22 protein-coding genes and 1 pseudogene are annotated in these 22,917 nt (G+C 38.2%); 6 read left to right on the forward strand and 17 right to left on the reverse strand.

Translation table 11 applies throughout. The features are described 5' to 3' along the window. Positions 1–12: 12 nt before the first annotated feature. From A3Q34_RS06630 to A3Q34_RS06675, 10 genes and pseudogenes are all read right to left on the reverse strand, one after another. Positions 13–1,136, reverse strand: a pseudogene (locus A3Q34_RS06630) (flagellar basal body P-ring protein FlgI). 35 nt (positions 1,137–1,171) lie between these two features. Beyond that, a complete protein-coding gene (gene flgH, locus A3Q34_RS06635) occupies positions 1,172–1,855 on the reverse strand; it encodes a flagellar basal body L-ring protein FlgH (RefSeq protein ID WP_070374648.1) in 684 nt (227 codons plus the stop codon). A 16-nt stretch (positions 1,856–1,871) separates the two neighbouring features. Then, a complete protein-coding gene (gene flgG, locus A3Q34_RS06640; RefSeq protein ID WP_070374649.1) occupies positions 1,872–2,660 on the reverse strand; it encodes a flagellar basal-body rod protein FlgG in 789 nt (262 codons plus the stop codon). A gap of 28 nt (positions 2,661–2,688) precedes the next feature. Next, positions 2,689–3,432, reverse strand: coding sequence for a flagellar basal-body rod protein FlgF (gene flgF, locus A3Q34_RS06645; protein ID WP_070374650.1), 744 nt, complete (start codon positions 3,430–3,432; stop codon positions 2,689–2,691). Positions 3,433–3,768: 336 nt separating this feature from the next. Further along, complete coding sequence (gene flgE / locus A3Q34_RS06650) at positions 3,769–5,184, reverse strand: flagellar hook protein FlgE (RefSeq protein ID WP_070374651.1); 1,416 nt, start codon at positions 5,182–5,184, stop codon at positions 3,769–3,771. 112 nt (positions 5,185–5,296) lie between these two features. Further along, entirely contained in the window at positions 5,297–5,983 is a 687-nt protein-coding gene (locus A3Q34_RS06655) for a flagellar hook assembly protein FlgD (RefSeq protein ID WP_070374652.1), read from the reverse strand. A gap of 21 nt (positions 5,984–6,004) precedes the next feature. After that, on the reverse strand, positions 6,005–6,424 hold the full coding sequence (gene flgC, locus A3Q34_RS06660) for a flagellar basal body rod protein FlgC (protein ID WP_070374653.1): 420 nt from the start codon (positions 6,422–6,424) through the stop codon (positions 6,005–6,007). A gap of 2 nt (positions 6,425–6,426) precedes the next feature. After that, a complete protein-coding gene (flgB, locus tag A3Q34_RS06665; RefSeq protein ID WP_070374654.1) occupies positions 6,427–6,828 on the reverse strand; it encodes a flagellar basal body rod protein FlgB in 402 nt (133 codons plus the stop codon). 28 nt (positions 6,829–6,856) lie between these two features. Next, positions 6,857–7,732, reverse strand: a complete 876-nt coding sequence (locus tag A3Q34_RS06670) for a CheR family methyltransferase (RefSeq protein WP_070374655.1) — start codon at positions 7,730–7,732, stop codon at positions 6,857–6,859. Between the two features lie 65 nt (positions 7,733–7,797). Continuing rightward, positions 7,798–8,745, reverse strand: a complete 948-nt coding sequence (locus A3Q34_RS06675; RefSeq protein ID WP_070374656.1) for a chemotaxis protein — start codon at positions 8,743–8,745, stop codon at positions 7,798–7,800. Between the two features lie 184 nt (positions 8,746–8,929). On the opposite strand from A3Q34_RS06675, the gene flgA reads away from it, so the two are divergent. The 3 genes from flgA (at position 8,930) to flgN (ending at position 10,477) form a co-directional block, all read left to right on the forward strand. Next, positions 8,930–9,622, forward strand: coding sequence for a flagellar basal body P-ring formation chaperone FlgA (flgA, locus tag A3Q34_RS06680; RefSeq protein ID WP_083277924.1), 693 nt, complete (start codon positions 8,930–8,932; stop codon positions 9,620–9,622). Between the two features lie 74 nt (positions 9,623–9,696). After that, entirely contained in the window at positions 9,697–10,011 is a 315-nt protein-coding gene (gene flgM / locus A3Q34_RS06685; protein WP_070374658.1) for a flagellar biosynthesis anti-sigma factor FlgM, read from the forward strand. A gap of 37 nt (positions 10,012–10,048) precedes the next feature. Beyond that, entirely contained in the window at positions 10,049–10,477 is a 429-nt protein-coding gene (gene flgN / locus A3Q34_RS06690) for a flagellar export chaperone FlgN (protein ID WP_070374659.1), read from the forward strand. Between the two features lie 183 nt (positions 10,478–10,660). On the opposite strand, the gene A3Q34_RS06695 is transcribed toward flgN, so the two are convergent. The 3 genes from A3Q34_RS06695 to yaaA all read right to left on the reverse strand — a co-directional run bounded on the left by A3Q34_RS06695 (position 10,661) and on the right by yaaA (position 13,858). After that, positions 10,661–12,457, reverse strand: a complete 1,797-nt coding sequence (locus A3Q34_RS06695; protein WP_070374660.1) for a TIGR03545 family protein — start codon at positions 12,455–12,457, stop codon at positions 10,661–10,663. Then, positions 12,457–12,975 (reverse strand): TIGR03546 family protein, encoded by a 519-nt coding sequence (locus A3Q34_RS06700; protein ID WP_070374661.1) that lies wholly within the window; start codon positions 12,973–12,975, stop codon positions 12,457–12,459. The genes A3Q34_RS06695 and A3Q34_RS06700 overlap by 1 nt, the downstream gene beginning before the upstream one ends. Before the next feature lie 106 nt (positions 12,976–13,081). Then, on the reverse strand, positions 13,082–13,858 hold the full coding sequence (gene yaaA / locus A3Q34_RS06705) for a peroxide stress protein YaaA (RefSeq protein ID WP_070374662.1): 777 nt from the start codon (positions 13,856–13,858) through the stop codon (positions 13,082–13,084). A gap of 247 nt (positions 13,859–14,105) precedes the next feature. On the opposite strand from yaaA, the gene tal reads away from it, so the two are divergent. Together tal and A3Q34_RS20035 are read left to right on the forward strand one after the other, a co-directional pair. Beyond that, positions 14,106–15,059 (forward strand): transaldolase, encoded by a 954-nt coding sequence (gene tal / locus A3Q34_RS06710; RefSeq protein WP_070374663.1) that lies wholly within the window; start codon positions 14,106–14,108, stop codon positions 15,057–15,059. A gap of 148 nt (positions 15,060–15,207) precedes the next feature. Continuing rightward, on the forward strand, positions 15,208–15,381 hold the full coding sequence (locus A3Q34_RS20035; protein ID WP_083277925.1) for a DUF3545 family protein: 174 nt from the start codon (positions 15,208–15,210) through the stop codon (positions 15,379–15,381). Positions 15,382–15,452: 71 nt separating this feature from the next. On the opposite strand, the gene A3Q34_RS06715 is transcribed toward A3Q34_RS20035, so the two are convergent. Genes A3Q34_RS06715 through A3Q34_RS06725 form a run of 3 tightly spaced genes read right to left on the reverse strand, consistent with a single transcriptional unit; the run spans position 15,453 to position 21,285 of the window. Continuing rightward, positions 15,453–18,569, reverse strand: a complete 3,117-nt coding sequence (locus tag A3Q34_RS06715) for an efflux RND transporter permease subunit (RefSeq protein ID WP_070374664.1) — start codon at positions 18,567–18,569, stop codon at positions 15,453–15,455. Continuing rightward, positions 18,566–19,858, reverse strand: a complete 1,293-nt coding sequence (locus tag A3Q34_RS06720) for an efflux RND transporter periplasmic adaptor subunit (RefSeq protein WP_070374665.1) — start codon at positions 19,856–19,858, stop codon at positions 18,566–18,568. Before A3Q34_RS06720 ends, A3Q34_RS06715 begins: the two co-directional genes overlap by 4 nt. A gap of 2 nt (positions 19,859–19,860) precedes the next feature. Then, positions 19,861–21,285, reverse strand: coding sequence for a TolC family protein (locus tag A3Q34_RS06725; protein WP_070374666.1), 1,425 nt, complete (start codon positions 21,283–21,285; stop codon positions 19,861–19,863). Positions 21,286–22,076: 791 nt separating this feature from the next. On the opposite strand from A3Q34_RS06725, the gene A3Q34_RS21245 reads away from it, so the two are divergent. Beyond that, complete coding sequence (locus tag A3Q34_RS21245; RefSeq protein WP_070374667.1) at positions 22,077–22,331, forward strand: transposase; 255 nt, start codon at positions 22,077–22,079, stop codon at positions 22,329–22,331. Between the two features lie 172 nt (positions 22,332–22,503). Here A3Q34_RS21245 and A3Q34_RS06735 read toward each other — a convergent pair whose 3' ends face one another. Then, positions 22,504–22,869: a hypothetical protein gene (locus A3Q34_RS06735; RefSeq protein ID WP_070374668.1), complete on the reverse strand. Its 366-nt coding sequence runs from the start codon at positions 22,867–22,869 to the stop codon at positions 22,504–22,506. Between the last annotated feature and the right edge of the window lie 48 nt (positions 22,870–22,917).

Consider the following 22,917-nt stretch of genomic DNA (forward strand, 5'->3'; position numbering starts at 1 on the left):
CTTTATTGATCATTAAATAATGATCAATTCTCCTCGTAATGCGCCCGCTTGTGATAGCGCTTCAAGAATAGCCATAACATCACCAGGGCCCGCACCAATTTCATTAATCGCTCGAACGAGTGTGTCTAAGCTTACCCCGGATCAAAAACAAACATCCGGTTATCATCTTTATTAACGTTAACAATAGATTGATTCGTTACCGCCGTATTACCATCAGCAAAAGCATTAGGCTGAGAGACATCTCGTGTTTCATTAATCGTTACCGTAATACCACCATGAGTAATGGCGGCAGGCAATAAGCGCACATCAGAGCCGATCACGATAGTACCGGTACGGGAGTTAACAATAACTTTCGCCGCCGGACGTGAAGGTTCGAATTCTAAATTTTCTAAGGCAGCCAAAAAACTGACTCGTTGGCTCGCATCTCTTGGTGCATTGACTTGAATAGAGGTTGCATCAATAGCGCGAGCAATAAAAGTGGCGGGGTCGTTAATGTTAGCAAACTCGCTATTAATGACTCGCTCTAAACTTCTCGCACTACTGAAATCAGAATCTCTAAGATTAAAGGTAATATAATCGCCAGAAGTAAATGGTGAAATAACTTCACGTTCAACCATAGCACCATTAGCAATACGGCCTACGGTTGGTGTATTAACAATAACTTTTGAGCCATCTAAACCTTCAGCACCTAAACCGCTAACGACTAAACTGCCTTGAGCAACGGCATAAGCATTGCCATCAATACCCATGAGAATAGTTTGTATTAATGTTCCACCACGTAAGCTTTGCGCACTGCCCATTGAAGAAACGGTAATATCAATTCTTTGGCCGGGTTTAGTAAATGCGGGTAACTCAGCATGAACAGCAACCGCAGCAACATTTTTAATTTTTGGTTTTAAGTTAGCCGGCATAGTAATACCAAAATTACTTAGCATGGTTTTAAAACTTTGTTCGGTAAATGGACTTTGTTCGCCTGTGCCAGGTAAACCCACCACTAAACCATAACCTATCAATTGATTACTTCGGACACCAGCAACATCGGCTAAATCTTTAATTCGCTGTGCAGAGCTCATCGAACTAAACAAAAATGTTAGCACCAAGACAGTAACTTTCATACTTGTGAAAAAAGTGTTCATAATAATACCTATTGAAAGTTTATGTTCAATTAACCCTACAGGGGCCACCAAGAGCTAGTAAAGAAACTAGATAACCAACCTTGTTCTTGTACATCAGCAAAAGTCCCAGTACCTGCATATTCAATGCGCGCATTAGCGATTTTACCAGAAACAATGGTGTTACTAGAGCTAATATCTTGTGCGCGAATAACACCGGTTAAGCGAATAAATTCGTCACCGTTATTTAAAGTCATCCATTTTTCACCACGGATCATCAAATTGCCATTGGGCAAAACACGCAAAACATGTACAGAAATATGACCGTTTAAGCTATTACCTTGGTTAGACTTTGAATCACCACTAAAGTCAGAGCCTTGGTTATAGCCAAATTGAATGGCATTATTTTTAAAGTTTACTGCAGCGCCGCCTAAACCAATAATAGGATCTAGACTGGCACTATTTTCTTTACTCAACTCTGTTTTAGCATTTTTCTGTGCTTGTGTACTTTCACTTAACGTCACTGAAATAATGTCACCAACACGATGAGCTTTTGAGTCAGAATAAATATTATTAACGTAGTTAGCTCTAAACAGTGAACCCGTCGGGATAATAGAGGCTTCTTCCATTTCGGGTAAAATCGGCGCAAAGTCAGGATCGTCAGGTAACGTTTTTGCCTGTTCAACACTGGCACAACCCGTTATTGATAAAAAAAAGATAACTAAGACTAAGTGAATTTTCATAAGAGATTCCTTAACGCTATAACTGCTGATTAATATAACTAAGCATTTCATCAACTGCTGAAATTACTTTTGAGTTCATTTCATATACCCGTTGACTTTCAATCAAGTTAACAAGTTCTTCGGTGGTATTTACATTCGAGGTTTCTAGCGCGCCTTGCACTATCATGCCAAAACCTTCTAAACCTGGAACCCCTTCTTGTGGAGCACCACTAACCGCTGTTTGAATGTATAAATTTTGCCCTATTGGCTGCAAACCGGTCGGGTTAACAAAGTTAACTGTATTAATTTGACCGATAACAGCAGGATCAGGTTGCCCCTGAAGAGTTACAGAGACTTCACCATCTTGAGAAACAATAATACTTAACGCATCAGGCGGAATAGTGATTTGTGGTTGAATTAAATAACCCGCGCCTGGTGTAACCATATTGCCCTCTTCATCCATGGTAAATTGACCATTTCTTGAATATGACGATGTGCCGTCAGGGAGTTGCACTTCAAAAAAACCTTCACCTTGGATCATTAAATCTAAAGCGTTATCGGTAGTTTGCATATCACCTTGGGTATGAATTTTTTGCGTAGCCACCACTTTTGTACCCGCGCCAAGCATTAAGCCTGAAGGCATCTCTGTATCTTGTGCAGAGCGACCACCTGGCTGATTAATCGTTTGATAGAGTAAATCTTCAAATACGGCACGACTTTTCTTAAAACCTATGGTACTGGCGTTAGCTAAATTATTAGAAATTACCGCAATATCTTTTGTTTGCGCATCTAACCCTGTTTTACTTATCCATAATGCTGGGTTCATAAATCACCTCAAAAATTATTTATTTAAATTAGAAAGCACGTAATAAAGATGCTGAACTTGCATCAACTTCTTCGGCTGTTTTCATGAGTTTTAATTGCATTTCAAACTGACGTTGCAAAGAAATCATCGCGGTCATCTCCCCAATAGGGTTTACGTTACTTGCTTCAAGCATGCCGTTTTCGACTTTGACATTGACGTCAGCATTCTCATTTAGTCCATCTTTTCGACGAAACAAGCCATCAGCACCTTTTGCTAACTCTTGCACCCTCGGGTTAACCATTTTTAGACGACCCACTTCTTCTTGAAGAGAGCTAGGTGCTCCTTCAGGCTGAACCATGATGGTGCCATCTTTACTGATATGAATATTATTGACTGGCAGAGGTATAAATATCGGGCCAGTATCTCCTAAGACAAGCTCACCTTTAGAGGTTTCTAAGGCACCTTCTTCGTTGAGTCTAAATTGGCCATCACGTGTATAACCTTCAGCACCATTTTCAGCTTGAACAGCAAACCAACCCGGCCCTTGAATGGCAAGATCTAAATCTCGAGAAGTTTGCATCAAAGAACCACTGTCAAAGTTTTGGCTGGCATTTTCTGTCATGGCAAACACACGAGAAGGCAAGCCTTCGCCAAAAGCTTGCATTGAACGCGCCTGTGCTAAATCGGCTTTAAAACCCGTAGTCTTAGCGTTAGCAAGGTTGTTAGCATTAACGGCAAGCGAATGCATATTTTGTTTCGCACCGCTCATTGCGATATAAAGCATTTTGTCCATAACAGATCTCTAAAATTGTATCTTACAATGAGAAATGCAATAACAGTGCCAGAAGAAATATAACAGGAAAAGGAAGATGAAAAAGTAATCGTTTTATCGTCAACGAAAAGGAGCCGACTGAGGTTTTGAAAGACAGCTGGTCTGATAAAGACCATCCGCTACTCAGGCATTGACAGGTTCGATAAAGAAGTATTAATGCGATGAAAACATGGATGCCTAAGAATGGCTATGTTTCGCTCTACATCTATACCGTTCATCCTGAAGATAAAAAGAGATAAAACATTTTACGTTTTATCTCTTTTATTTATCATGGACTAGATTATTTTAAAAATTTATTTATCGAATCTGTAGAATCGTTTGGTTTAGCTGGTTATCAACTTCTAGTGCACGAGAGTTAGCCTGAAAATTTCGTTGTGCTGAAATTAAGTCGATTAATTCTGTGGTTAAGTTAACGTTTGATTGCTCTAATGCCGATGAATTAATAGTACCAAAAGTACCTGAACCCGCCTCACCAGCCAATGCTTCACCGGAACTAATACTTTCTTTCCATGAAGTATTGCCAATTTGCGTTAAGCCCTGTTCATTGGCAAAGTTTACTAAAGCAATTCGTGATAATGGTTCTGAGGTACCATTACTGTAAGTCGCTCGAATTAAACCATCACTACCAATATCTATACCGGTTAATCGACCAACCGCTAAGCCATCTTGCTCAAGCGAAGTCACTTCAAAGTTTGAAGCAAACTGCGTAGGTTCATTTGGATTAGGGCCAAGAGGGTCTAGATTAAAATTAATTTTCACGGTTTGAGTTGGATCAGCACCATTGGCTAATATTACCGGTCCAAGTGGTACGGTAATAGCACCACCGTCACCTGGCATAGGTAATTGTGCAACGAAATCACCTGAAGAATCAAAGTACATACGCATACCAGTAACACCACCACTACCTGATAATGGACCTGAATTATTGCCACCTTGTGGATTTAATATTGGCGTTCCTGGGCCTGCCGTTGGACTTGGATCTGTCTGGCCACCTGGGTCAACTAAATTTACCGGTATGCCATCAACGCCAGCAAACATCATCCACTCGTTAGCATCAGACGAAGGATTATCTTTAATAAAGTAATAAGTCATTATATGACTATCACCTAATGAATCAAAAATAGTTACTGAAGTTGAATGGTTAAAAGTCAAAGGATCATCGGGATCAAAGTTACCGGGCGCACTACTAATGAAAGAATCACCCGCAGGTAAGTTCATTCGTACATCTACTTCACTGGTTTTTTGAGGAGCACCAGAGGCCGTAGGAATACGAATAGGCTCTGCCGTACTTAAACTTACCGACGCAGAGGTGCCGTCAGGGTTAACGGGGAAACCTAACAAATGCTCACCCGCAGAGTTAACAACAAAGTTACTGTCGTTTAATTTAAACTGACCTGCTCGAGTATATGACGTTTCTAAGGAGTCGAGTTCAGGTACTGTTGCATAAAAACCATTACCCGTAACGGCTAAATCTAATGCGTTATTAGTAAACTGAATACTACCTTGCTGAAACTGCTGAGCGACATCTGCCGTCAAAACACCGTCACCCACTTTTGTTTTACCCGAAGCAAGTAATGATGCTGCATACACATCAACAAATTCCGCACGCGACTCTTTAAAGCCGGTGGTATTAACGTTAGCGATGTTATTTGATGTAACATCCAAATCTTTTTGAGCAGCGTTTAATCCGCTCAACGCTATATTAAATGACATAATTGCACCTCATATAAAAAACTGTTTATCTTAATTATTTCTAATTTTCGAGTATTCACTCTTCATTGAAATAACAGTGGCTTAAATTTATTTAGTTCAAAGAACTATTAATTTAACCTTCTGATACTTCCACCACATCTGCTAGTGCCATGGAACTGCCACCATTAAGATTTAATAAAATATTTCCACCTGCACCGGCTAACGTCACACTATCAACTTTACGATAGGTCATCGCTTGTAATTCTGATGCTTCACCTTCCACTAATCCTGCAATCCTAAAACGATAAGCACCTTGTGGAGCGGGCTCGCCATTTGTCATCTTGCCGTCCCAATTAAAGGTAAACTCACCTGATGCCACACTGCCAACAGGAACTGTTTGAATAAGTTCTCCGGCGGTGTTTTCAACATAAATATTCACATTACTTGCCGCTTTATCAGTGATCATTTTGCCTTTAACGGCTTCACCTTCAGCCATACCAAAAACATTATCATCAACTAGAACGCTACGACCCACTAACGAGGAGGCTTGTAATGCTTGACTCGATGACATAGATGCAGCAAATGAGGTAAATTGTTCATTTAGCGTTGCCACACCGTCAGTCGTTGAAAACGCGGTCATTTGCGAAATCATTTCATTATTTTCAACGGGCTTAGTCGGATCTTGATGAGAAAGCTCTTTGGTCAGTAGCGCAAAGAAATCTTCTTGCGTTAACATACCATTGCCATTATCCGTCTTTGTAACATCTTCCTTTTGCCAGCGCATGCCATCTAAAGGTTTACTTCCGCTTACTGTTTCCATATTTTATCCCACCTTTAATTGTTACTTGCCAAGCTGTAAGGTTTTATTCAGCATATTTTTTGCTGATTCAGCCAATTGAACATTTGTTTGATATGAACGTGATGCTGAAATCATATTAGTCATTTCTTCAATCACGTTTACATTGGGTTTATAAATGAAACCATCTTTATCTGCCATTGGGTGTCCCGGAGAGTGCTGAATGTTTAAAGGCTGATCGCTTTCCACAATGCCTAAAACTTTGACACCTACGCCTGAGTCATCTTGTCCTGCGGCAGCTTTTTGCATCTCTGCGGCAAAAACCGGATGCCGTGCTCTATAGGTTGCATCAACACTACTGCTAACACTATCAGCATTAGCAATGTTACTTGCGGTGGTATTTAAGCGAACAGATTGAGCGCTCATACCCGTGCCAGATATAGTAAATACGTTAAATAGGCTCATAATTATTGCCCTGCTCCGGTGATGGCTTTTTTCAAGCCTTTAATCCTGCCAGTAAGAAATTGAATGCTGGCTTGATACTGCATTGAGTTTTCTAGATACAAGTTTCGTTCCACTTGTGCATCTACGGTATTACCATCGCCAGTATCTGGTTGATCGGGTGTTCTAAATTGCACACCATTATTGGTTGCAATGCGAACATCAAAATGCTTTTCGTGGGTTCGTGACATACCTGATTGTTGCTTTTGAGAGGCTTGCGCTAAGGCAGACTTAAAGTCCATGCCCTTGGCTTTATAGCCGGGTGTATCTGCATTAGCAATATTACTAGCAATAACTTCTGCACGTTTAGAACGAACAGCAAGTGTTTGTGGGTGAATGCCAAGTGCTTTTTCAAAAGTGATAGCCATAGTGTTACCTCCAAATCAATGAAGATAACTATACAATTTCTATGCCAATGGGGAGATTAGTGGGGGGATATGAAGTCTTTTTCTGGTAAATGATACCAGGATTACAGCGAACCATATCAAAGTTTTGGTTTAAACCCGTTAAGGATTCTGAGGCGCCAAGAAAGAGATAGCCGTTAGGATTTAGCACGCCTTCAATTTGAGATATTATTTGCTTTTTAATTTCTGGTGCGAAGTAAATCAATACGTTACGGCAAAATACAATATCAAACTTACCCATTAAACTATAACTATTTAGGAGATTTAGTTGCCTAAAGCTAACCATTTTCTTAACCGAGTCTTTGACTTTTGACATACCTTTATCGCCATTTTCAAAAAACATTCTTTTGCGTTCGGCAGACAAACCTCGTGACAACGCTAAATTGTCATAATGGCCATACTTACAATGCTCAAGCATAGTATTGGAGATATCAGTGCCAATAATTTGAACACCCCCCGAAAACGCAGCAGGATGACTTTGCTTAAATTCTTGAACGGCCATCGCAATAGAATAAGGTTCTTGACCTGAAGAACTTGCCGCTGACCAAATTTTCAAAGGCGTTCTTTTATTTTTAAACTCAGGAAGTAAGCGTTTTTTCAATAGTTCAAAGGGGTACTCATCGCGAAACCACAAGGTTTCATTTGTCGTCATGGCGTCGATAACAGCGGCGCGTAACTGCCTTTCAATTGGACTGAGAGTACGAGTGACTAAATCACCTAATGTGGTAACATCAAATTTTGCCATTAAAGGGGCTAAACGGCTTTTCACTAGGTATTGTTTATTTTCACCTAAGACGATGCCACATTGTTTCTCTAGGAAGACTCTAAACTGATGATAACTGCTATCATCAAGCTGTCGGATTGACACTTCGATATTCCGCCTTAAATTATTATTATCATTAATTAACGATAGAATACGCTAAAAACAATGGGTTAATTAGCATTATTTGCTAGTTCATCTTTCTTTAACCATTTTTTTACTGCTGTGGCTAATTCATCAGGATGAAACTTTGGAATAAAATCTTCTGCACCGACTTTAGCAACCATCGCATTATTAAAAACACCACTTAGCGAAGTATGTAAAATAACTGGCATGGCTTTCAATCGGTCATTATTTTTAATCTCAGCGGTTAAGGTGTAACCGTCCATTTCAGGCATTTCTATATCAGAAATAAGTAAAGCGACTTTTTCAGTAATTGATGTATTACACTCGGCTTCTATAGCCAGTAATTGATCTAAAGCGTCTTGGCCATTTTTAGCTAACAACATTGTTAAGCCTAAGGGTTCTAAAGCTCTTCTCACCTGATTTCGAGCTACGGTTGAATCATCCGCGATCATAATGACCCGTTCGCCAAGACTCACTCCGACACTCGCATCAACAACATCTTCACTGAGCTCTGTTGAAATAGGACTAATTTCATTTAAAATTTTCTCTACATCTAAAATAGAGACCATTTTTTTGTCTATTTCTGTAACCGCCGTCAAATAGCTTGATTTACCAGCGCCTTCTGGAGGGGGCATGATATCTTTCCAGCTTAACGTAACTATTCTCTCAACACCGCCAACTAAAAAGCCCTGCACACTGCGATTATATTCAGCAATAATGACAAAGGAATTTTCATCTGGCACTATTTCTGGGCCACCTGTCGATTTGCTCAAATCGATCACTGAAATGGTTTGGCCACGAATATGGGCAACACCTTTAATAAAAGGGTCTTGTCCTGGCAGTAAGGTTAAGCGCGGACAAGGCATAACTTCACGTACTTTAAAAACATTAATACCAAAACGTTGTGGTCCGATTAAACGAAAAAGTAATAATTCAAGCCTATTCTGTCCAACCAACTGAGTGCGTTGATTTACTGAGTCTAAAATTCCTGCCATACAAACCTCATTTTACTTAATTCACAAAAAGGCACACTTCTTGATTGTGCTTACAGATACATATTGAACGTTCAATTTTTTGACGTTTAGTGCGTATTCGTCTGCTTTTAATTATTGTTAAACTTATACATAAATTAAGCATAGACGAGTATTTTAATTTCCCTAGCAAATAGTTGACAAATTTATGAGCATATTCAAGATATTTATCATTCTTTCGCTAATCTCAGCGCTTTTTTCAAATATAGCCTTTGCCCAAACGATGGACAGACAGCAACTTCAAGATTTTGTTACCCAATTTATAAAAAATAACACGCCATTGCCAAAGCAAGGAAAGATAAACGTTTCAGTCTCTACTTTAGATCCCAGAATTATTATTAAACCTTGTTTAACACCTTTAATCGCAAATATACCTGAAAATCATAATGGTAGAAACGTAAATGTTAAAATAAATTGCGACGACCCATCGTCTTGGTATCTTTATATTCCTGCAAAAATTCAAGTGGTCATACCGGTAGTTGTTGCAAAAAGTATCATAAGTAAGGGCAGTAGAATTGATAGTTCAAATGTAACTATTGAATATCGTGATAAATATAGAATTCGTGGTGAGAGCTTAGATGATACCAGAATCGTCATTGGTACCCGAGCTAAAAGGAAGTTAAGGGCGGGTGTCATTCTAACTAAAAAGAATATTTGTTTTGTTTGCAAAGGCAGCCATGTCACGCTTATTGCTCAATCGAATACGTTGACAATAAAAACCTCCGGCATAGCCCTTGAAGATGGTGGGCTTGGCGAGCAAATAGCGGTTGAAAATGAAGGCAGTGGTAGAACGGTAACAGGGCGAGTATCGGCTATCAACGAAGTGATAATTAATTTATAATAATGGTTAAGTTATTAGGCTGCTTGCCGATAACAAGATAGTGAATATCAACCCGTTATCTATAGGATAGTATTATGGCTATAAATATCAATAACTTGTCAAATAACAGTCAGGTAAAGCAAAAGCTTGATCAACAAGTACAAGTCAAACAGCAAGCCACACAAAATGCAGCAAGTAGTGAACAAGGAAGATCTGTAGGTAAAGATTCAGTCTCTTTAACACCACAAGCTCAACAGTTAAATGAGTTACAAAAGAAAGCGAATGACGCACCAGCAGTTGATCAGAAAAAAATCGATCAACTTAAAAAAGCCATTGCAAATGGTGAGTATAAAGTTGATCCTGAAAAGCTTGCTGCCAGTATAGCAAATTTCGAATTTAAACTAGGTTAACAGTTTACTGTTAACCTAATCACAGGAGTTACACCTGATGACAGCGTTAGCAGCAGAGCAATTAATTGCTCAACAGTTACATAACCTACAGCAGCTTGAAGAGCTGCTCAGCGTTGAAAAAGAAGTCTTACAAAAACAAAGCCCACAAGCATTAACTGCCGTTACCGAGCAAAAAGAAGCTTTGCTAAAAGACATACAGCAACTTGATGAACAAAACGCTCAAAATATAATTTTGAAAAACGAAGTGAAATCAGGTATTCATCAGCAAGAGATTGCTGAAATTGAAGCTATTTTACTGCGTTGTAAAGACAAAAATCAGGTTAACGGTCAAATAATACAGCAATCTTCACTTGCCGCCGAACGCATGAAAAACTCCTTACTTGAGAATCATAACCGCTCATCAATGACCTACAATAGTAAGGGAAAGAAAAGTGGTGGCCTTAGTAGTTTAGGCATTAAAGCTTAGTAAAAATAACACGCTAATTAACAACAAAAAGCCTCAACTTAACAATAAGCTGAGGCTTTTTTACAGAAAAAACTAAAACGACTTTATTAAACCAGTTTATCTTGGCCGCTCAGCTTATCCTTGGTAACTCGTAAGATAGCTGAGCGTAAACTTGTCATTTAATGATGAGTAAGCTAAGTAAGCCTAACCAAATAGTTTCCCTAGTTTTTCTTTTGCTTTGTCTTTGAGCTTATCTTTTTGTTTATCTTCAAACTCTTTCTTTTTCACTGCGACGATATCTGAGTTAATCAGCTCATCTAATGCTTTATCACTATCTCCGATGAGTGCTTCAACATCCATTAGAGACTCTGCTTCCTTATTACTTCCCCCTAAAGCTTGAGTAAGCTTAGTGTTTAACCCTGCTTTAATGTCAGATTTGAAGCTTATTAATTTAGTTGATACCTGCTGCACCATTGAATCTTTTAATTGGTTATCAAGTGGTGATGAGATAGATACCGTCGGAGCCGTTATTTTACCTTTTGCAGTTATGGTTAACGCCAACGACTTAAGAGACTGAACTGTGTCAATAAAGAGTGTACTTAACTTCGAAGTGCCAGCACCACTATATTGAGTGTTAGCCAGGTTAAGTTTATTTTCACTGTCAATTTGGTCATCAATGAATGAAAAAGCCCCCTTACCTGATAATAAGCCACTGTTAAGATCTAAAGTAAAAGCACTTGATTTTTGTAGTGAAACATCTTTTAAGTTAACGTCGGCAAGTTGCCACTGCCCCTTACCTGCTAAAACATCTTGCTTATCTAGTGAGAAAGCTAACGCTAAGGTTAATTTCCCCGAGCCCTGTACATTGTCACTTTTAACATTAATAACACTGTTATTACCTCGTACCCAGTGCTGATGTGTCAATTCTTTGCCGCTAATTGCAAATTCACCTTGTGGCAATATTAAAGAAAAATTTGCTTGTTCGATAAGTACGTCGGGCAAAGGTGTTTCATCATTAAACTGCACATAACGACCTTGATCGCTTGCTACTGGTGCTTCTTTGTCGACTTTTGAAGATTTAATTAGCGGTGCTATATTTCGATAAACAGTATCAGCATAACCAAAGTATTCTCTTGCTTGCTCACCAAACAACAAGTGAGCAAAATCAGCACCATCGACACTGTCAAGTTGGTACTTGCTCTCAATGTTTTTCCAATCGGCGCTTGGCGCATCTTTTAAAGCTTTAGTTTGTTCGCTTAATAATGTTTTTGAAGCGCTAACTTGCTGCTTTGCCTTGTTCATGACCACTTGGTCAGCTTCGAACTTCGTTTTTAGCGCAGTAAAATCTTTATTAAGCTTTTCAAGATCGGCTAAACTTTCTATCTTAATATTAGCGAGTTGCTCTACTTGCTTTTTATAGTCTGCTAACGCGTCTTTAGTCGGCAGTGTTTCATAAGCAGCTTGCAGCTTTTTCTTTTCGATTTGATAACTTTGCTCTAAAGCTTTGCCACGCTTGACTGTTAGCAAATCACTATTATTGAGTAAATCTTCAGCTTTAGGTAGGCTAACATCAAGGTTAGGTAACATTGAATCACCTACGCCGTCACTGCCATTTTCAGTATCGTCACCAAGTCTATAGACTTCTCCTACAGACTGCCTAGGCTGATCGATTCTTAATTCAGCAACGTTTAACTCGCTAATATATAACTTACCAAATAAATATTGCCAAACATCAACACCGGCTGAGGCTTGTGAAAAACTCACCAAATTATGGCTAGGTTTTTCAGGATCGGTTGCTTGGAAACCTTCAATACTCAGTGTTAAGGGTAAATAATTAATTTCAACTTCATTAACATTAACTTCAGCACCTAGATACCATTCACCTGATTTTTCTATACCTTTCTTAACTAAAGCGTCGGCAAATAAATAAATAAAAGCGATCATTAATCCCATGACCACAAAAAAACCGACTAGCCCTTTCCAACGAATAAAACGACTCATTACAACTCTCCTTGGCCAGAAACGTGGCTATAAATACGGTAGAACTTTGATGCTTTTAATGCCTTAACAATACGGAACTTCTCAAAGAAGGCTTTAATATGTAGTCGATACTTTTCAATTAAAAAATTACTTAGATAATATAACGGCACCGCTAATAAACAGCCAAGCACCAAAGCACCCAAGGTATAAGTATGGTGAAGATGGCCTAGTTTAAATAACGAAGACTGATATAAAGCATCAAATAAAGGGTGTAATGACTTTGCTGTTAGTAATGACTCACCAACAGTAACGATCAATGATGATAACAAATAACTTAACCCTTTAAAGAATCCCCAAGCGACTATAAAGCCACCGATATTGACTCTTAAAAATAAAACCACGAATATAAAAGCAATATTATGCAAGGTAAGCAGTGGCGATAGTCCAACAATAAAACCTAACGCTATGGCCAATGATATTTGCCGAGTAGAGCTTTCTGAGTTCAGTGCATTGAACAGTTTAGCGAGTAATGTAAGCATTCCTTTTCCTTTTTTGTGTTCTCTTGCTATGTATTTACCACTTAAAGCTTAGTGGGTTAAGTATAACTGAGTAAATAAACTAAAGCAGGCTTATGCATTAGCGCTACTATTGCGTTTCTTTACGGGTATAAACAAAATCATTACCTTGACTCATTTCTTCACTATATTGATAGCCAGCAACATCAAAAGATTTAAGTTGTTCAACCTCTGTTAAGCGATGTTCAATGATATAACGCGCCATTAAACCTCGTGCTTTTTTGGCAAAGAAACTGATCATTTTAAATTGACCATTTTTCCAATCTTTAAATGCCGGAGTAATTATTTCACCTTGAAGCTTTTTTTTATTTACTGATTTAAAGTATTCATTAGAGGCAAGGTTAATTAACACTTTATCACCCTGCTGGGCCAAGGCTTCATTGACATGGTCAGTAATAATGTCTCCCCAAAACTGATACAAGTTGCTGCCACGATCATTCGCTAACCTTGAACCCATTTCTAAGCGGTAGGCTTGCATTAAATCAAGAGGTTTGAGTAAACCGTATAATCCTGACAAAATTCTCATGTGTTTTTGTGCGAAATCAAAATCATCTTCATTAAATGTTTTGGCGTCTAATCCGGTATAAACATCACCATTAAACGCTAATACCGCTGGGCGAGCATTATCAACAGTAAAAGGCATTGACCATTCACCAAATCGAGCAGCGTTTAACCCAGCAAGTTTATCACTAATGCCCATTAAGCTTGATATCTCTGCAGGTGTTAATTTTTGGCAATGGTCAATTAAATCTTTACTGTGTGCTAAAAGCTCAGGTTGAGAAAATTTATTAGTGGGTAATGGTGACTCAAAGTCTAAGTTTTTAGCTGGAGAAACAACAAGTAGCATAACGGTCCCGTTTAATACAATATCAAAATATATAACCCATATAATACAATAAATCCGCTAAACATGAAGATAAATGATAAGCCAATTACCGTCATAGTTAAAAAAATGTCGAACATACTTGCTATATATTGAAAATTTGTTACAAATATAGTCATATTAGGCATTACATCAAAGGTTTATCACTTTTTCAGCCATTTATGTTGTAATAATTCTCCAATTTTAAGTTTTTCGTAAAAAGGTAAAGGACATGACTAACCAGCTTTCTCAATTAAAAAAAATGACTACAGTAGTTGCTGACACCGGCGATATTGAAGCAATCGCAAATTTTCAACCACAAGATGCAACCACAAACCCATCGCTATTATTAAAAGCAGCATCACTTGAAGGTTATCAACATTTACTTACCGAAGCGGTAACATGGGCAAAAGTACAGTCATCAAATACAGAACAACAAGTTATTGATGCCGCTGATAAACTATCAGTATTAATTGGCTTAGAAATTTTAAAAACAGTACCCGGTCGTATTTCAACAGAAGTAGATTCACGTTTATCTTTTGATACACAAGCTTCAATTGCCAAAGCGCATAAGCTTATGGCGATGTATAAAGAAGCAGGTATTAATAACGATCGTATCCTTATTAAACTGGCATCAACTTGGGAAGGTATTAAAGCGGCAGAGCAACTAGAGAAGGTTGGCATTAACTGTAACCTAACTTTATTGTTTAGTTTTGCTCAAGCACAAGCTTGTGCCGAATCAGGGGTTTACTTAATCTCACCTTTTGTTGGCCGGATCTTAGATTGGTACAAAAAGGATAGCGGCAAAAGTGAATACGCAGCGGATGAAGACCCTGGTGTGATCTCGGTAACTAGCATTTATAACTATTACAAAGGTAAAGATTATAAAACGGTGGTGATGGGAGCAAGTTTTAGAAACATAGATGAGATACGTCAACTTGCCGGATGTGATCGTTTAACGATAAGTCCAAACCTATTAGACGCACTATCAAAGTGTAATGACCCGCTTGAGCAAAAATTATTTAGTGAGCAACCCAAATTAGCCGCTCAAGAAAAATTATCAGAAAGTAGCTATCGTTGGGCAATGAATGAAGATGCTATGGCCACAGAAAAACTGGCTGAAGGGATCAGAAATTTTACCCTTGACCAGATAAAATTAGAAAAACAGCTTGCTGAGTTACTTTAATAGCTATTTTTCATACGGTTAGTTTAAAATAAAGCCTAAAAAGAGTTACTTTATCACCAAGTATTATCGGAGTTTATTGCTTTAATTATTTGCTTATCATCTTGAATGTGTTATTAAAAAGGTGCTGTTAAATAAAAAGGAGTGTTCTATGGATAAACTTGAACAAGTAATGGGCTCGTTTGGTAAAAGACCTAAGTCCTCAGAAAGCACTAATAAGAAAAGAAAATGGCGTGAAATAGAACTTATAAAAGAAAGATTCCAATTAGAAAAAGAGCTAAAAGCCTACGAAGACTCGTTAGAATTTATGCTGGAAGATTTCTAGTTTTATTTCAAATGAAAAAACCCAGTTTTTAACTGGGTTTTTTATTGCTTGAAATACCATAAATGTAAAAGCTAAACTTGCTCTAGAACATACCCCGTAGGCTTAACACCAAAAAACGCCTTTATCTGTTCAACAAGCAAGTAGTTAACCGGCACTAAAATCAAGGTAATAAATGTCGCGAACAATATACCAAAACCAAGAGAAACAGCCATTGGGATAAGGAATTGTGCTTGAGTTGATTGCTCAAAAAGTAACGGCATTAAACCAATAAAGGTGGTTAAGCTAGTTAACATCACAGGACGAAAACGTGAAGCGCCCGCGGTAAGTACTGCTTCCATAAGCTTAATACCTTCGGCTCTTTTTTTATTGATAAAATCAACTAATACCAAGGAGTCATTCACCACCACACCAATTAATGCCAGCATGCCCAATAAGCTCATAATCGTTAATTCCATGCCCATGATCCAGTGACCTATAACGGCACCTATCATACCAAAAGGAATAACGCTCATTACAATAATAGGTTGTAGATAAGACTTAAATGGAATGGCCAGTAAAGCATAAATAATAAAGAAAACAAAAACTAATGCCCAAGCTAACGATCCAAATGATTCACGTTGCTCTTTAGCTTCACCTTCAAGCGAATGACTGACACCAGGATATTGTAAAAGAAGCTCATCCAAGTAAGTTTTTAAATCGGCCTGTAATATTGTCATATTGGTGTTTTCTTTATCGACATCAGCGCTGACATTTGCCGTTCTATAACGATCGATTCTAGAGATGGTTGATGGACTTTTCCCTGGAATTAAGCGAGCAACATGCGCCAAAGGCACTGAACCACCATTGGGAGTTCCAATAAGAATATTTTCTAAATCAGCGGTCGTGCGACGCTCACTCAAAGGTAAGCGTACCATTACCCGAACATCGTCTCTACCACGTTGAATACGTTGAACTTGTGAGCCAAAGAACGAGCGGCGTACTTCATTAGATATACTTACTCTGGTTAACCCTAGCGCTTTGCCTTGCTCAGTTAATTCGATTTGTAGCTCTTCTTTTCCGTCAGACAAACTATCTTCTATGTCAAAAACGGTTGGGTAAGTAGCTAAGCGTATTTTTACCTTATCGGTAATTTCTTTAAGCGAGTCCAAAGAGCTTGCTTTTAGCTGTACTTGAATAGGGTCTGATGACCGACCTATTTCGGCTCTAAAGGTCATACTTTCAGCGCCAGGAATTGGCCCAATAAGCTCCCGCCATTCGCGAACTAACTGTGTTGAACCAATTGATAAGCTTCTAGACTCTGGCGGCGTTATTTCAAAACGAACACTGCCTTGATTGGTTGTGCCACCTCTGCCACCCGTTGTCGCCAAAATATTAATAATGATACTTTCATTCGTCGCCTCATCAATATATTTCTCACGTAACTCTTCCGCTTTCTCTGTCATTTTTAAGATATGTTTATTCGTTACCTCAAATGGTGAGCCTGCTGGTAAGGTTAATGAAGCTCTTACCGTCTCACTGGGTATTATTGGAAAGAAGACAAATTTAGTCCAGCCACTCATGACCAAGGTAATGATAATTAAGAAAACACCAACAAAACCAAAAAATGTCGCTGTTTTAAAATTAATGGCTTTTTTTAATAAAGGCTGATAATAACGTAAAATTGTGTTTTCAAAGCCATCCGCAAAGCGTTGTTGTAATTGGCTAAATTTAGATGTTTTTGTTTTTTGACTACGGAGTTTTAAATGCTTTAAATGTGACGGTAAAACAAACTTTGACTCGATTAGAGAAAACAATAAAACAGGAATAACAATGACCGGAATTTGTGCGAACAATGCCCCTCGCGCACCTTCAATAAATGCCAGAGGTAAAAAAGCGGCAATAGTGGTTAATACACCAAAAGTAACCGGCGTAGCCACTTCTTCAGTACCTCTTATGGCTGCTTCTTCCCCTGACTTAGCTGTTTTTAAATGGGTATAAATATTTTCTCCGGTGACAATGGCGTCATCCACGACAATACCGAGTACTAAAATAAAGCCAAATAGGCTCATAACGTTAAGGGTTATGCCAAAAAAAGGCATTGCTATAAAAGCCCCCATAAATGAAATAGGAATGCCAATAAAAACCCAGAAGGCGATCGACGGGCGTAAAAATAAGCTCAGTAGTGCTAAGACTAAAATACCACCTTGCAACGCACTTGTTGTTAACGTTGCAATACGATTTTTTACAATTTGAGAGTCGTCATCCCAATAACTTAACTCAACACCTACCGGCACATTTCCTTGTTGTTCATCAATATAATTTTTTACTGCATCGGCAACGTCAATGGCACTTTGTGGACCAATACGATAGATGTCGATAAAGGCGGCTTGCTTACCGTTAAAGCGTGTTCTTACCGGTGTTTCTTCAAAAGCATCGGTGATCAACGCAATATCAGACAAACGTAAAATAGAACCATCAGTGTGAGTCTTTATCGCGATGTCAGAAAACTCATTTTTACGATAAGCTTGCCCCTTTGACAATAATAAAACATCCCCTCCTTCGGTTCTTAGATTGCCCGCAGAAACATCGGTACTAGAATTATTTATCGCGGCTGACACTTGGGAGATAGTTAAGTTATATTGTTGTAATTTATCTTGAGGTATTTCAATAGAAACTTCGTAGTTACGAACACCACTAAGCTCTGCCTGAGTAATTTCAGATATTTTTAACAACTCATCGCGTACTTTCTCTGTATACTCGCGCGTTTCTTTTTCACCATAAATACTGGCGACACTAACCGAGATAACTTCTCTTTTTCGAGTCGCTAACGACACTACAGGTTTTTCAGCATCTGATGGAAAAGTATTGATAGAGTCGACACGACTTTTAATATCAGCCAAAACTTCTCGTGCATCGTAGCCACTTTCAACTTCGATATTAACCGCTGAAGAGCCTTCAGATGAACGACTAGCAATTTGCTTAATACCTTCTAGGTCTTGTATCGCCTCTTCTATGCGAATAGAAATACTTTTTTCAACATCTTCTGGCGTAGCACCACGTAACGAGACATTCACATTGATACGATCAGAGGCAAATGAGGGGAAAACCTCAACCGGTATCCGCACAGAGAGACTAAATAAACCTAAAATTAAAATAGTAATTAATAACAGATTCGCAGCTACGTGATTTCGAGCAAACCAGGCGATCATTGTGCTTCACCCTTTGATCTTTTAGTGCCTTCAAGTTTTGCCTTATTTTGACGAGCTTTTGGGTTATTTTGTCTTGCTTTACTCGGGATATTTCCTTCAATGGCTACGGGAGTTCCAGAGCTCACTTGTCCTAAAGAAGTTAGCACAAGTTCATCACCGGCAACGAGCCCAGACTCAACAATTGACTCTTTACCGTTTTGCCACCCTAGTAAAACCTCTTTACGAATTAACAAGCCATTTTCGACTGTGTAGACATAGCTTCCCTGATAAATAACATTGCTGGGAATAACCAAAACATTGCTTAGTTCTTTCCCTGTTATCTGGGCAGTAACATATTGACCTATTTTTATCGGTGATCCCAAAGAGGTTGTTGCATCATAGGGGCGATTAATTTGCGCTACAACATAGAGCTGCTGCGACTGTTCATCGATAGCACTTTCGGTGCGAATTATTTTTCCATTCCATGATTGATGGCCAATTAAATCAGAGCTTATTTTTACATCGTCCTTATTACCCTGTTCACCAATATCTCGATATACTTCAGGTAAGTTAATCAAGGAAAGATCTTTATTATTAATCGGTAAGCGAATTTCTACATAATCAACAGCAAAAATGGTGGCAAGTTGACTGTTACTGGTAACAACTTGACCAATATCGACTTGTTTTTTCAAAATGCGTCCCGCATAAGGTGCCACTATTTGGGTGCGTTCTAACGATAGCTTAGCTTTATCTAATTGTGCTTGTGCAGAAAGTACTTTTGCTTTTGCTGACTCAAGTTGCGGCTGACGTAACACTAAAACACCGGCTACTTTACCATTTCCCAACCGCTGCCAGTCAGCTTCTGCTTGTTGAACTCTTGCTTGTTCTTCAAGTAATACTTGGTTGGCAGATAAAAGATTTGCTTGTGATACTTTGACTTCTGACCGGTAATCTCGATCATCAAGTTGTACTAAAACATCACCTTTTTCAAAAAAACCTCCGTCACGAAATTGACCACTAACTTGAGTGATTTGGCCAGCAACCTGCGCAAAAAGTATGCTTTGTGTACGAGGTTTTACCGTACCAAAACTTTCCACCATAACTTGATAACGTTGCGGCGCTAAAATCTTTGTTGCTACTGTCATCTGGGGCGCTTTTGAGGGTTTAGCCCTTTTCGATTGTGGCGGGTTACTATAAATCAAAGCGACTAATGATAATGTAACGCCAATAATAACAGCTAGGATGAGCAACTTTTTTAGCGTGCTTGGTTTTTGTGTTATTTCTGTATGTAAACTTGGTTGTGAAGACATTATTATTCAGCCTTTGGATTAATAGTTGTGGCAGTTTTCTCAGGCACAGTAAAGTCGCCACCGAGTGCTAAATGTAGTTGTATGCGATTGGCAATCAAGCGATTTTTAAGCTTTATCAAGGTACTTTGTGCATCAAACGATCGTGATTGAGCATCAAGCACCGTAGTATAATTAACCAAACCACTTTGATATTGTTCAAAAGAAAGTGTCGCGGCAACTTTGGCATTTTCTTGTGCAGCTAACATACTTTTATAGCTATTTTTTAAACTTTTTTCTTGGGTCACCGCATTCTCAACCTCAGTAAATGCATTATATAAGTGCTCAAGATATTGCTGTTCGTTTTGTTTCAACGCTAACCGTGCTTGCTCTTCATTAGCAGCCAAACGACCAGCATTAAATAGTGGTGCAGAAATATTTCCAAACAATGACCATGCTAACGATGATCCTGATAGCAAGTCATCTATATCAATGCCGCTGTCTCCTACCGACGCTGTTAAACTTAGGCTTGGAAAACGTTGTTTGTGTGCATAAGCGAGGCCAGCATCTTTAGCAAGTAATAAATACCAACTAGACTTTAACTGAGGTTTTCTGCTAATAAGCTCCGATGGCAATCCTAAGGGAATATCAGAGGTTAGTAGCGGTAAATCAGCCTCAACTAACAATGTTCCTGTGGGATACTCACCAACTAAACGTTCCAACTGTCTAATTAATTGAGTTTTTACTGTTTTTTGTTCCCAAACACGAGTTAACTCATTGTTTAGCTCATTACGTGTTAGGTAAACATCAAGTGCTTCACTTAAGCCACTGTTATAGCCTGATTCAATAATGTCTAAATTTTGTTGGGAGTTTTTTACACGACCTTGATAAAGTGACAGTAGCTTTTCTGCCTCAACAACCGCGAACCACGTAGTGACAACATCAACCACTAATTGCTGTTTACTTTGCTCAAAATTCGACTGTTCAGCCATAAACGTTAAGTTAGCTTGTTGGTCAGCTGAAGATAGTTTCCCCCATAAATCAAGTTCGTAAGTTAAATTCAAATTAACTGAGCTTGAATTAGTGTAAGTATCAGAGTCATTGTATTTATTTCGACCCGAACGCAAAGACAAATCAAGCGATGGCCAAAGTGTACTGCCAGAAATGATCAGTTGTTGCTTTTGAATTTCAACATTATACGCTTGAATTTTTAATTGGTGATTTGATGCTAGTGCTGTTCTCACTAATTGTTGAACTTGAGGACTATCAAGCTGTTCTAGCCAGTTATTTTCAACCTGCAGGTTTTGTTCACTTTGTTGCCAAGTCGCAGGTAAGTTAATATTTCTAATATTTTTATCAAGCTCAGATGTACTCGAGCAAGCCAACAACAGGGTTGTTGCTAGGACAGTCATAACACTGTGTTTGATCTGTATTCGAAAACGGTTTTCCATAAAAGATGAAACCACTTATAGTATTTTTAATGCTTTAATTGTAATCAGTATTAATGAAAAGCTGTAATGACTTTACAAAAGTTTACTTTCAAAAAATTTACTGCGATGAATAACCTGAATAAAACGTTGAGTGGTGGTAGTTTTCAATTTGGGTGATTAAACCCATAACTAAGTAAGCGTCAAGAATACGCTTGGCTCAGTAAAAAACAGATAAGATGATTAACGAAGGGAATACGACAAAGGTACTTTCATCATTAGCCTCAAATAACTATGTACTCCCTTAAGTTAGAACAAAAAAAAGCCCACAATTGCTTGTGGGCTTTTTTGTCTCAATAAAGAGAAATATGGTGCCTTGACCCGCAACGTACCGTTCGCCGATACGTTTTATTAATATATTGCACATAACGTCTACCCACAGATTGTATCAATTTCTGGATAGATATTGTTTTACTGGGTGTCATAAGTAAATGAACATTGTTGGTCATCAACACTTAGGCATGAACCGACACTGTATATTTTTGACAAGCATCGTTTACGTATTCAAGATAAAAAAAATAATCAGTATAGGTAAAATAATAGACATTGTGATTATTGCAGCGACTAATAATATGACAAGGAACATTTACTAAAAAATGGCGTTGTTTACGTATCATTATCGATTCCTTTCGATAGTAAATACCCCGTTAATATTAGCTAATTAATGACAATAGCAAATGAGATCTATTCTCAAGTGTCACCGACCCCTTTTATTCCGGATTTATTCCCCCGCCGTTTGCGGCGTAAATAGATGAATGAGCGAATTTATACATAAAAACTACAATGTGACAGTTCTAATTTATCATCTAGTTTTCCCTGTAAAGTATAGAAGGGCAGTTCTTGATGCTGGTGTAGATAGGGTTATTACTTTAACTTGGGCAGAGATAGATAAACGTTACGAGATAAATTTTTTAGAAATAGGGTCAGATGAAGATCACATACACTTTTTAGACCGGTCGTTACCAATGTATAGCACTGGTAACGATGATAAAAAGTTTGTAAGCGTATAGCTAACGGCTCCTGCTGTTAGCTATACGCTTACTATCCAACGCTGTATTTTAGTTATCAAACTAATAAGATCCTTAATAGCAAGGCTTTCATATGAGATACAGGTGCGAAGACTCTAAACTCCACGTCTGTCGACAGGAATTTTGAAAAATATTACTTACCTTTCTTTTAAGATTAATTAGTTGCCTGTGATTTACCTAAGTGTTTTTTACGGGCTTTATCTTGGATTACCAGCTTAATTTTATCAAGCCTCACTGCATTATGTTCAGTGCTTGATAAACTGTGATTATAATTATTAGCAGTCATTCTGTTCTTTTTAGTTCTATTCGTTACAGTAATATCTTGTTGATTAAAGCTATTTGTTGCTCGTTTCTCAATTTTTTCATTTAACTCGGTTATCTTTTTTGTTAATTGTTGAACGTCTCTCTTCAAATAAACATATTTATCTTCAATCGATTGATTATTCGTATAGTTGATATAACCAACGGTGCTTGCACCTAAAGCCACTCCTGCAATGCCTACTACTATAAGTTTTAACATTTTCACCTCATAAAAAAGGGCTAAATTAATAGCCCTTTGATCAAATAT

The sequence above is a fragment of the Colwellia sp. PAMC 20917 genome, from assembly GCF_001767295.1.
Classification (GTDB): Bacteria; Pseudomonadota; Gammaproteobacteria; order Enterobacterales; family Alteromonadaceae; genus Colwellia_A.